Genomic DNA, 11,515 nt, shown 5'->3' on the forward strand with positions numbered 1-11,515 from the left:
GGACGGCCCTCAGCCGCCGCAAGGCCATTTTCCAATGCGCCTGGCACGGAGCTGTCAATGCAAAGCGGCACGTCAACAATTGCCTGCACGCGCTCAACCATTTCGCGCATCAATGGCGGCTCAACAAAGTTGTTGTCAGCGTAACGCGGGTCATCGGCCATTTTGTTAGAGAAAACAGCGCCAGAGTTAATGTCGAGGATATTGGCGCCCGCCGCTGCCTGCGCAATGGCATCGGCTTCGACACGGCTGAAATCGCCGCGCTCAAGCTCTTCGGCCAGTATTTTCCGACCCGTGGGGTTGATGCGTTCACCGATGACGCAAAAGGGTTGATCGAACCCGATAATGGCGGTCTTGGTTTTGGATTCGACAATCGTGCGTGTCATCAGGGGCGGTCCTTAGGATTGTGCAGCAGGAACGGCAGAGGCGCCGCCATTTGCGATGGCCCAGGTGGCATTGGTTTTGATGCCGCCAAGTGGGAAGAAGTGAACATGGGTGATGTTGAAATCAGGGTTGGCCGCCTTGTGTGCGGCCAAAGCGGTCAGCACCTCGGTCGGTTCAAATGGAACCAGCAGTTTGGTCACATCCTTGGCGCGCCGTTGCAGCACTTTTAGCGACGGTCCAACGCCGCAGGCAATTGCGAATTTTATCAAGGTCTGCAGTTTTGCAGGTCCGGCAATCCCAATGTGAATGGGCAAGGTGATGCCTGCCGCCTTGATCGCATCGGCCCAAGCGATGATGGGCCCGGCTTCAAAAGCGAACTGCGTGGCCAAAGCCATCTGCGCGTCAGAGGTTTCCGAAAACGCCTGCTTCCAGCGCAGCGCGTCCATCACCATTTTATCGCTGCCGTCTTTGTCAATGTCCCGATTGCCTTCAGGGTGTCCGGCCACATGCAGGCGTTTGAAACCGGCTTCGCCGAACTGGTCTGTCTCCAAAAGCTGCATGGAGGAATGGAAGTCGCCATGTGGCTTTTCAACGCCGCCAGCCAGCAGGAGCGCCTGCTCCACGCCTGCTTCGCCCTGATAGCGGGCAATCCAATCGGCCAGCGTCGCCTTATCTTTGATGATGCGGGCGGGGAAGTGGGGCATGACGTTGTAGCCATCCGCCGCCAGTCGCTTGGCGGTGGCGACCATGTCTGCGATAGGTGTGCCTTCGATATGGGCGATGTAGACGCGGGTGCCAGTCGGCAGAAGCGCTTTGAAATCTTCGACCTTCTCAGCGGTGCGCGGCATCACTTCAATAGAGTAATCCTGCAAGAATGCCTCAACCTGCGGATTGACCGGCTTTTCAACCGTTTCTTTTGATTTACCGAATGAAAGCAATGCCATGTGCGACCTCTTGGGTGAATGGGGCTAGGGTGGTTAGGCCCAGCCGTCGTTTGCGATAAGGGTTTTGATACGGTCGAGATCGTATTCCGTGTCGATCCTGGCGACGGTCGCTTCTGCGGCTTCTTGATCGGTGCCGTCTACAGGGATGGGATCAGCTTTGCGGAAACCGGACATGTAATCATCTGATTCTGCGGCACCGGATTTCATGGCAGCGCGATCAATTGCCTGCTCAAAACGCTCCGGCAGGGGCAGTTTCGTACCGCGACGACCACGACCGACGATAACCTGCGCTGGCATATCGCGCCAATAGACGATTGTGACATCGGCCATGTGATTCTCCCTCGTTCCTCTGGGCTTGGTTCTATCATTCGGTTGCGCCCTCCGATGTCGGTTTTCGACATCACACAAGCAGCGAGCGACCGCTTGCTTGATAGCCGCAGTTCTTTGGAACGCCGACTGCAAAATCTTCAACTTCACTATGTGGTGCGCTCACAAGACTTGTGCAAAGCCAAATCCCGACATAGCTTGGACGTAACTTGAAAATGGAGGGCGTGACCTATGGCGCCCAAGCGTCCCAACGGTGCGGGCGCGTTCCCCAAAGCGGTCGAGACCCCCGCGCCAACATCGCCTGACCCGGCGCAGCTTTATGCCGCTCTGGATTTGGGCACAAATAGCTGTCGTATGCTGGTCGCCCAACCCAAGGGCAGCCAATTTCATGTCGTCGATAGCTTTTCGAAATCCGTCCAATTGGGCCAAGGGCTGGAAAGTTCGGGCAAGCTGTCGCCTGCGTCCATGAACCGGACGATTTCTGCGATGAGGATTTGCCGTGAGAAGCTCAACCGGCATGGTGTCAAACGGATGCGTCTTGTTGCAACCGAAGCCTGCCGTCGCGCGCTCAACGGGGATCATTTTGTCAATCAAGTCCGGCGTGAAACCGGGCTTGATCTGGAAATCATCAAACCGGAAGAAGAAGCGCGCTTGGCAGTTATTTCCTGCGCGCCGCTGGTCAGCGTGAATACCGAACAGCTGCTCGTGGTCGATATCGGTGGTGGATCAACTGAATTGGTGTGGATTGACCTGACGCATGTGCCGAAGCGTGAGCGGCCACGGGCCATTATGCGGCTTCATGCCGGTTTCACATCTGATCCGGGGCCATTTGCGGCGGCCAAAGTTGTTGACTGGATTTCCGTGCCTTTGGGCGTGGCAACCCTGCGCGACCAGTTCTCTGACGTTGAAGATGACGCGGCGCGGTTTGCGTTGATGAGCTGGTTCTTTGAGGAAAACCTTGAGGAGTTTTCCCCCTACGCTGCCGCCCAGGCGCGCGAAGGTTTCCAGATCATTGGCACCAGCGGGACGGTCACGACCGTTGCGGCAAGCCATCTGGGTTTGCGCCGTTATGACAGGACCAAAGTGGACGGGCTGCGCATGACGACAGACCAGATTGATACCGTGATCCGCGATTATCTGTCTCTTGGGCCTGCGGGACGCCGCGCCGATCCGCGTATTGGCAAGGACAGGCAAGCGCTGATTATGTCAGGCTCTGCTATTTTACAGGCGTTGATGCGCCTATGGCCGACCGATCGGTTGTCTGTCGCAGATCGTGGCCTGCGTGAAGGATTGCTTTATGCGCAGATGTCGGCCGATGGGGTCTTGGAAGACACCCCGTTTTAAGGGTAAGGCGCTGTTATGGGCAAAAAACCAATCAAAAAGAACACCTCTGGCCGTGGTCAGCGTGATCTGACCGTAAAGGTGAAAACAGCGCGCGGGCGCAAGCTTAGCTCAACCCAGTGGTTGCAGCGACAATTGAACGATCCTTACGTAAAGCGCGCACAGACCGAAGGGTACCGTGGGCGTGCGGCCTATAAGATATTGGAACTGGACGATAAATATCGGTTCCTCGTACCGGGTGCACGGATTGTTGACCTCGGGTGCGCACCAGGGGGCTGGCTGCAAGTGGCGGTCAAACGCGCGAACACACTGGGCGAGCGAACAAGCAAGGCGCAGGGCTATGTGTTGGGCGTTGATATACAAGAGGTAGAACCAGTCGCGGGCGCGGAAGTGCATCAGCTCGATTTTATGGAAGACGACGCCGACCTGAAAGTGCGGGAATGGCTGGGTGGCAAGGCGGATGTGGTAATGTCGGATATGGCGGCCTCCGCATCCGGGCACAAACAGACCGATCACCTGCGAATTATCGCGCTGTGTGAAGCGGCGGCTTATTTTGCCTTTGACGTGCTTGAAGAAGGCGGCACTTTCCTGGCCAAAGTCCTCGCGGGCGGTGCAGAGGGCGATTTGCAGAAATTGCTCAAAGCGCGATTCACGAAGGTAGCGAACGTGAAGCCACCTGCGTCACGCTCTGATAGTTCGGAAAAATTCGTTGTGGCGACCGGGTTTAAAGGGTCAGACGTGGAGTAATTGGGTTCCCCAATCGGCGCATTTCCCGATCAGCCCCTCTGAGGGTACCCGATCTGTGACAAAATGGTCTACCTGCGCCAATGATGCGATCTTGACTGGTGCTTTGCGGGAAAATTTCGTGCTATCGGCAACAAGGACCGTGGCCCGCGCCGCTTCAATGACCTGCTGGCTGACACGGACTTCTTCTGGGTCGAAGTCGAGCAGATCGCCGCTCCGATCAATGGCGGACGTGCCAATCACCGCAAAATCCACCTTGAAACGGTCAATGGCAAGTGCTGCCAAGTCGCCAACAAGCCCGCCATCGGAGCGACGCAAGCTGCCGCCCGCGACCATGACGTCGCAACTTGGGTTTGCCGCCAGGATATTCGCAACATTCAAATTATTTGTGACCACCATCAGGTTCTGATGGTCTTGCAGCGCATGTGCCACGGCCTCTGTTGTGGTGCCGATATTCAAGAACAAGGACGCATTGTCAGGGATCAGACTGGCGGTGCGGCGTGCAATGCGCAGTTTTACATCCCGGTTCAGCGCGCGGCGATCATCATAGCCAATATTCCTGACACCGGAGGGGAGAACCGCACCCCCGTGGATACGTTCCAGCAGGCCCGCAGCGCATAGCTGCCGCAGGTCGCGGCGGATGGTCTGCACTGCAACACCAAGCGCTTGCGACAGAGATGTCGCCATGACCTTCCCCTCAGCCTGGGCTTTACGACGGATCAGGTCATGGCGTGCATGGGTTTGCATATGTTCGCTTTGAATTAGGAACGAACATTTGGCAAGAATTAAATTCACGTCAGATCAAGAAAAACGTGCTCTATGCACTGTTCGTATGCCCATGAGCGAACGTCAACTCTGAAAGACCTTGCGGCCACTATCGACTGGCTTAAGACAACTGCAAACCAGTGAGGCGAGCTATGGAAACCGACTTTGATATCTTTGTGATTGGTGGCGGGATCAACGGCTGCGGCGTCGCGCGGGATGCAGCGGGCAGGGGGCTGAATGTCGGTCTGGCAGAGATGAATGATTTGGCTTGGGCCACGTCTTCTGCCTCAACCAAGCTGTTTCACGGTGGCCTGCGGTATCTTGAATACTTTGAATTTGGATTGGTGCGCAAGGCGCTGATTGAACGAGAGGTATTGCTGAAAAACATGCCACACATCAGCTGGCCGATGCGGTTTGTGCTGCCTTATCATGAAGATATGCGGTTCGACACTAACACGCCCACATCCAAGCTGTTGTCCACCATAATGCCGTGGATGAAAGGCCGCAGGCCCGCATGGCTGATCCGACTGGGGCTGTTGATGTACGACAATCTGGGCGGTCGAGAGATCCTGCCAGGCACCAAGACGGTGGACCTGACACAGGGGCCAGAAGGTGCGCCTTTGAAGGGTAAATTCACAAAGGCCTATGAATATTCTGACTGCTGGATCGAAGATTCGCGACTGGTGGTGTTGAATGCCCGGGATGCCGAAGAACGCGGGGCGACGATCATGACCCGTACCAAGGTCATCAGCGCCACCCGTATCGATGGACACTGGGAAATCGTGACGGAACACGACGGCGTGCAAGCGACACATACAGCACGGGCATTGGTCAATGCGGGCGGGCCTTGGGTCGAAGACGTTGTACGTGAAGTGGCGCGTCTGAATACCTCCGAGGGGGTCCGGCTTGTCCGCGGCAGCCATATCGTGACCAGGAAGCTCTTTGACCATGACAAGAGTTACTTTTTCCAGGGCGAGGATGGCCGGATCACTTTTGCGATCCCCTATGAGACCGATTTCACGCTGATCGGTACGACCGATGCCGAACATGAAAATCTGGCTGAAAAGCCATATGCAACCGATGAAGAGCAGAATTATCTTTGTGCCTTCGCGACGCAGTATTTTGAAAAGCCCGTCACCCGCGATGAAATCGTGTGGACTTATTCCGGGGTGCGCCCGCTTTATGATGATGGTGCAAAATCAGCGACGGCGGCGACGCGTGATTATGTTTTATCGCTTGATGACAATGGTGCGCCACTTCTGAATATCTTCGGTGGCAAGATCACGACCTACCGAAAACTTGCTGAAAACGCGCTGAAAAAGCTGATCCCGCTCGTGGGAGGCGGTGTGCCGTGGACCCGTGACGCGGCCTTGCCCGGTGGTGACTTCAAAGTGGCCGAACGCGATCAGTTGGTCGCTGATCTGCTTGGGTCCTATCCATTCCTTACCCCCACGTGGGCCCTGCGCCTGATAAAGGGCTACGGCACGCAAGCGCGCGATATTCTGGGTGCGGCTAAAGCGCCTGATGATCTGGGACGGGATTTCGGCGCGACCTTGACAGAAGCAGAAGTCAAATGGCTCATGGCGCGCGAATACGCGGTGCGGGCCGAAGATGTGGTATGGCGGCGCACAAAGCTGGGACTGCGGCTGACACAGGATCAAATTGATGCGCTCGACATATATATGGCGGGTTGAGCTTGCCGGCCGGTGCGTTACGGTGGGCAAAATTCGGGGGACTTATGACGTATATTCTGGCCATCGACCAAGGCACGACATCCAGCCGTGCAATCATTTTTGATGCGGATATGCGTGTCAAAGCCAGCGCCCAGGAAGAATTCGCCCAACATTTCCCAAGATCTGGCTGGGTTGAACATGATCCTTCTGACATCTGGTCGTCGGTGGCTTCGACCTGCCGCGGCGCGATTGAGAAGGCGGGGATCACTGCCGCTGATGTGGCAGCGATCGGGATCACCAATCAGCGTGAAACAACCCTGATTTGGGACAAAAAGACAGGCGATCCGATCCATAATGCGATCGTCTGGCAAGACCGCCGGACGGCACCTTTTTGCGAAGAACTGCGGCAAGAGGGGTTTGAAAAGACGATCACGCAGCGCACCGGATTGTTGGCGGACCCCTATTTTTCAGGCACAAAAGTCCACTATGTCCTCAACAAAGTCGAGGGCGCGCGCGCGCGCGCCGAGGCAGGTGAGCTGCTTTTCGGGACGGTCGACAGCTACCTGATCTGGAAGCTGACTGGCGGCAAACGCCATGTTACCGATGCAACCAATGCCGCGCGCACGATGCTTTATGACATCCGCAAAGGCCGCTGGAGCACGACAATTTGCGGGCGTTTTGGTATTCCCACGGCGATGTTGCCGCAAGTGCTTGATTGCGCTGCCGATTTTGGCATGACCCGCGCAGATTTGTTTGGCAGAGAGATTCCCATTTTGGGTGTTGCGGGTGACCAGCAGGCTGCGACGATCGGGCAGGCTTGCTTTGCGCCGGGCATGTTGAAATCCACCTATGGCACGGGGTGTTTTGCCTTGCTGAACACCGGCGACACGCTCGTTGAGAGCAAGAAACGGCTCCTTGGGACCATCGCCTATCAGTTTGACGGCAAGCCGACTTATGCGCTTGAGGGGGCTATTTTCATTGCGGGTGCGGTCGTGCAGTGGCTGCGTGACGGCTTGAAAATCATCCGCGAGGCCAAGGAAACCCAACTGCTTGCCCAAACCGCTGATGCGGGGCAACAGCTTTATATGGTGCCCGCCTTTACTGGCCTTGGCGCGCCATATTGGGATGCCGATGCGCGCGGTGCGATCTATGGTTTGACCCGCAATTCTGGTCCTGCCGAGTTTGCGCGCGCGGCCCTTGAAAGCGTCGGTTTTCAAACCCGTGATCTTCTGGAGGCGATGAAGAGTGACTGGCAAGCCACTGATGCGGATGGTGTTTTGCGCGTTGACGGCGGTATGAGCTCCTCTGACTGGTCGATGCAATTCCTTTCTGACATTATTGGTGCGCCGGTTGACCGCCCCACTGTGCTTGAAACCACGGCATTGGGTGTGGCTTGGCTGGCGGGCAGCCGAGCAGATGTTTACCCCGATCAGGCCGGATTTGCGGCAAACTGGGCGCTGGACCAACGGTTTGAGCCGCAGATGGATGAAGAAACCCGTGAACGTCGCTATGCGGGCTGGAAAGATGCAGTGCGGCGGACATTGACGTAATGCGTGGTTACCTATCGCTTTGCCAAGTCCCAAACCGTGAACTCAGCAGCGCGCTTGTCGCGCAACTTCGCCTCAACTATCGCGGAGAGCTGCAGATCCATCTTGGGCGAGACATTGTTTTGCTTTAGCGTAATCTTCATATCCAGCCGTCCTTCCAGATAGCCAATCACACGGTCCCATTGCTCATACTGAAACAGGTGCTGGACGCCGATTTCACCGTCATTTATGCGTAAGAACTTGGCTTGCGAACCCACATTTGCGAATGGGGCAGGACCGCCCTTGCAATATTCACGGACAAATTCGTCGAAACTCACGTCCCGTGTACTGTTTTCATGGCCGATCAAATCCTCCCGCGTGCGGTAGCGATACCAACTGCCAAGCCAGTCGATGGGGTTGCGCACCACCGCCATCAATTCAGGCGTCTGATCACCTGCTTGTACGAAGAAGGGTTTAAGGAATCGTTTATAGCGATAGCAGGGCGCGTGTTTCAAATGCGGTGGGTCACGCAGCACCAAGGACGCGCGTGGTGCCAAAGCCCCCTCAAGCGCGGTTGATCCGGTCTTGGGTACGGCCATCAGTACCAGATTTTCTTGCCAAAAAACAAGCATTTGGTCTGCATTCCTCTGTTCCTCTAGACGTATCTGTAATCCATAAACGAATTCTTAACCACCGTTCCTGCAGGATGTGATAGCAAATAATTGTTGCAATGTTCTGCTTTTGGTCCCATGAACGACTAGAACACAAGAAGAACAAAAGCAGTGATTGCCGCCCTGCGGGGGGCATGAAATAAGGACAGGACACATGGCAACAGCAGAACTCCTCAAAATGACTGACAAGAAGACAGCGGATAAAGAAAAAGCGCTTGAAAGCGCGCTCGCACAGATCGAGCGGCAGTTCGGCAAGGGCTCCATTATGAAGCTCGGCGGGCAAAACCAGATGCCTGATATTGAGGCCACATCGACAGGGTCTCTGGGGTTAGATATCGCGCTTGGCATCGGTGGCTTGCCCAAAGGCCGGGTGATTGAAATTTACGGACCTGAATCTTCCGGCAAAACAACGCTGACCCTGCACGCGATCGCGGAAGAACAGAAAAAGGGTGGTGTTTGCGCCTTTGTCGATGCGGAACATGCGCTTGATCCGACCTATGCGAAGAAGCTTGGCGTCAATTTGGATGAGCTGCTGATTTCCCAGCCAGACACCGGTGAGCAAGCGCTTGAGATTGTGGATACGCTTGTGCGGTCGGGCGCTGTCAGCATGGTCATTGTGGATTCCGTTGCCGCCCTGACCCCGAAGTCTGAGCTTGAGGGTGACATGGGCGACAGCTCTGTTGGCGTTCATGCCCGTTTGATGAGCCAGGCTATGCGAAAACTGACCGGATCGATTAACCGCTCCGGCTGTATGGTGATCTTTATTAACCAGATCCGCATGAAGATTGGCGTCATGTTCGGATCGCCTGAAACAACGACTGGTGGCAATGCGCTGAAATTCTACGCATCTGTCCGTCTTGATATCCGCCGCATCGGTGCGATCAAGGATCGTGATGAGGTTGTGGGTAATGCGACCCGCGTCAAAGTGGTGAAGAACAAGGTGGCGCCGCCTTTCAAACAGGTCGAATTCGACATCATGTATGGCGAAGGCATCTCCAAGAATGGTGAACTGCTTGATCTCGGCGTGAAGGCCGGTGTGGTTGAAAAGTCCGGCGCATGGTTCAGCTATGGCGATGAGCGGATCGGTCAGGGGCGGGAAAATTCCAAATTGTTTCTGCGTGAAAACCCGCGCATTGCGTATGAAATCGAAGATAAGATTCGTGCTGCGCATGGGCTCGAATTTGATATGCCTGAAGGCGGGGTAACCGATGGTGATGAGGATCTCGTGGAGGTCTAGGGAAATTAAATGCGCGCGGGCCCCGGGGTCGCGGTTCATCGTGTGAAAGAATTGAAAAGGGTACCTGAGCATCGGTACCCTTTTTCCGTTTGGCGCGGTTGAATTATTCCCTGATGACAAAATCCGGTTGCATGGAAGAATGCTGAACGGCCTGAAATCAGTTTGTCGGTGGACAGTTTCGGGGTGCAGGGCTATTTCTGCAGATCAATGCGTGAAACCAATTGAAAGCCTGTCATGACAAGCCTTGCCGACATTCGTTCAACCTTCTTGAATTACTTTGAAAAACAGGGACACGAAGTGGTTGCCTCCAGCCCGTTGGTTCCGCGCAATGACCCGACGCTGATGTTTGCCAATTCAGGCATGGTCCAGTTCAAGAACCTGTTCACAGGTATTGAAACGCGCGATTACAGCCGGGCCACGACCAGCCAGAAATGTGTCCGCGCGGGCGGCAAACACAATGATCTTGATAACGTCGGCTACACCGCCCGCCATCACACGTTTTTTGAAATGCTGGGCAATTTCAGTTTTGGTGATTACTTCAAGGCGGATGCGATTACCTATGCGTGGCAGCTGCTGACAAAGGAATTCGGGATCGACCCAGATCGGCTTTTGGTGACGGTTTACCACACGGATGACGAAGCGGCAGCGATCTGGAGGAAAGTCGCCGGACTTCCCGACGAAAGAATAATCCGCATCCCAACCGACGATAATTTCTGGCGCATGGGGCCGACCGGCCCTTGCGGACCATGCACCGAAATTTTTTACGATCACGGGGATCACATCTGGGGCGGCCCTCCGGGATCGCCAGAGGAGGATGGCGACCGTTTCATTGAGATATGGAACATCGTTTTTATGCAAAACGAACAGTTTGAAGATGGCATGATGAAACCGCTTGAGATGCAATCCATCGACACAGGTATGGGGCTGGAGCGGATCGGCGCCTTGCTGCAAGGCAAGCACGACAACTACGACACTGACCTGATGCGTGCGCTGATCGAAGCCTCTGCCGATGCGACCGCAACTGATCCCGATGGCCCCGGCAACACCCACCACCGCGTCATTGCTGACCATTTGCGGTCCACCTCCTTTTTGATCGCAGAGGGTGTGTTGCCCTCAAATGAAGGCCGTGGCTACGTATTGCGCCGGATCATGCGCCGCGCGATGCGTCATGCGCATTTGTTGGGCAGCAAGGATCCGGTCATGCACCGTCTGGTGCCTGCATTGGTCCAGCAAATGGGCGCGGCTTATCCGGAGTTGGGACAAGGACAGCGGTTGATCGAAGAGACGCTGCGCAGTGAGGAGGTCCGCTTCAAGCAAACGCTTGATCGCGGGCTGAAGCTGCTTGACGAAGAATTGGCCGGCCTTGCGGATGATGCCACACTGCCGGGCGCGGCCGCCTTCAAGCTTTATGATACCTACGGTTTTCCGCTTGACCTGACGCAGGACGCATTGCGTGAAAAGGGCCGTGAGGTCGATATTGATGGCTTTGATACAGCAATGGCAGAGCAGAAAGCCAAAGCGCGTGCAGCATGGTCCGGTACCGGTGAGGCAGCCGACAGTGCCGTCTGGTTCAATATCGTTGATGCCAGTGGAACGACCGATTTTCTGGGCTATGACACGCTTTCCGCAGAGGGGCAGATTGTCGCTCTTGTCGTCGATGGTAGCGAGACCGATACCGCCGACGCCGATGTGCAAATCGTGCTTAATCAAACTCCGTTTTATGCGGAAGCCGGTGGTCAGGTTGGCGACGCTGGCCTGTTGGTGACCGACACAGGCAAAGCCCAAATCACAGACACGAAAAAGGTGGCCGGTCTTTTTGTTCATTTCGGCAAGCTCATCGAAGGGGCTATCGCAAAAGGACAGGCGGCGACCTTACAGGTCGATCCCGCGCGACGCACGAATATTC

At 55.7% G+C, this 11,515-nt stretch carries 11 protein-coding genes; 6 read left to right on the forward strand and 5 right to left on the reverse strand.

Features of this window, described 5'->3' with window-relative positions:
• From ACFDSS_RS10700 to ACFDSS_RS10710, 3 genes are all read right to left on the reverse strand, one after another.
• Positions 1–383: dihydropteroate synthase (locus ACFDSS_RS10700; RefSeq protein WP_375255733.1), on the reverse strand; the 383-nt coding region annotated here is incomplete at its 3' end.
• Positions 384–395: 12 nt separating this feature from the next.
• A complete protein-coding gene (locus tag ACFDSS_RS10705) occupies positions 396–1,325 on the reverse strand; it encodes a methylenetetrahydrofolate reductase (RefSeq protein ID WP_375255734.1) in 930 nt (309 codons plus the stop codon).
• Positions 1,326–1,358: 33 nt separating this feature from the next.
• Positions 1,359–1,655, reverse strand: coding sequence for a virulence factor (locus tag ACFDSS_RS10710; protein WP_375255735.1), 297 nt, complete (start codon positions 1,653–1,655; stop codon positions 1,359–1,361).
• Positions 1,656–1,883: 228 nt separating this feature from the next.
• On the opposite strand from ACFDSS_RS10710, the gene ACFDSS_RS10715 reads away from it, so the two are divergent.
• On the forward strand, positions 1,884–2,996 hold the full coding sequence (locus tag ACFDSS_RS10715; protein ID WP_375255736.1) for a Ppx/GppA phosphatase family protein: 1,113 nt from the start codon (positions 1,884–1,886) through the stop codon (positions 2,994–2,996).
• Between the two features lie 15 nt (positions 2,997–3,011).
• Positions 3,012–3,740 (forward strand): RlmE family RNA methyltransferase, encoded by a 729-nt coding sequence (locus tag ACFDSS_RS10720; protein ID WP_375255737.1) that lies wholly within the window; start codon positions 3,012–3,014, stop codon positions 3,738–3,740.
• On the opposite strand, the gene ACFDSS_RS10725 is transcribed toward ACFDSS_RS10720, so the two are convergent.
• On the reverse strand, positions 3,726–4,484 hold the full coding sequence (locus ACFDSS_RS10725) for a DeoR/GlpR family DNA-binding transcription regulator (protein ID WP_375255738.1): 759 nt from the start codon (positions 4,482–4,484) through the stop codon (positions 3,726–3,728). The two genes, ACFDSS_RS10720 and ACFDSS_RS10725, sit on opposite strands and share 15 nt — an antisense overlap.
• Positions 4,485–4,654: 170 nt before the next feature.
• On the opposite strand from ACFDSS_RS10725, the gene glpD reads away from it, so the two are divergent.
• Both glpD and glpK read left to right on the forward strand, forming a co-directional pair.
• Positions 4,655–6,196: a glycerol-3-phosphate dehydrogenase gene (gene glpD, locus ACFDSS_RS10730; RefSeq protein WP_375255739.1), complete on the forward strand. Its 1,542-nt coding sequence runs from the start codon at positions 4,655–4,657 to the stop codon at positions 6,194–6,196.
• Positions 6,197–6,240: 44 nt separating this feature from the next.
• Positions 6,241–7,725 (forward strand): glycerol kinase GlpK, encoded by a 1,485-nt coding sequence (gene glpK, locus ACFDSS_RS10735; protein WP_375255740.1) that lies wholly within the window; start codon positions 6,241–6,243, stop codon positions 7,723–7,725.
• A gap of 11 nt (positions 7,726–7,736) precedes the next feature.
• Here the strand turns inward: glpK and ACFDSS_RS10740 are convergent, their stop codons facing one another.
• Positions 7,737–8,333, reverse strand: coding sequence for a gamma-glutamyl kinase (locus ACFDSS_RS10740; protein WP_375255741.1), 597 nt, complete (start codon positions 8,331–8,333; stop codon positions 7,737–7,739).
• Positions 8,334–8,526: 193 nt separating this feature from the next.
• Between ACFDSS_RS10740 and recA the strand changes: the two genes are divergently transcribed.
• Both recA and alaS read left to right on the forward strand, forming a co-directional pair.
• On the forward strand, positions 8,527–9,609 hold the full coding sequence (gene recA / locus ACFDSS_RS10745; RefSeq protein ID WP_375255742.1) for a recombinase RecA: 1,083 nt from the start codon (positions 8,527–8,529) through the stop codon (positions 9,607–9,609).
• A 234-nt stretch (positions 9,610–9,843) separates the two neighbouring features.
• Positions 9,844–11,515: alanine--tRNA ligase (gene alaS / locus ACFDSS_RS10750; protein ID WP_375255743.1), on the forward strand; the 1,672-nt coding region annotated here is incomplete at its 3' end.

The organism is Yoonia sp., from assembly GCF_042093035.1.
Lineage (GTDB): Bacteria > Pseudomonadota > Alphaproteobacteria > Rhodobacterales > Rhodobacteraceae > Yoonia.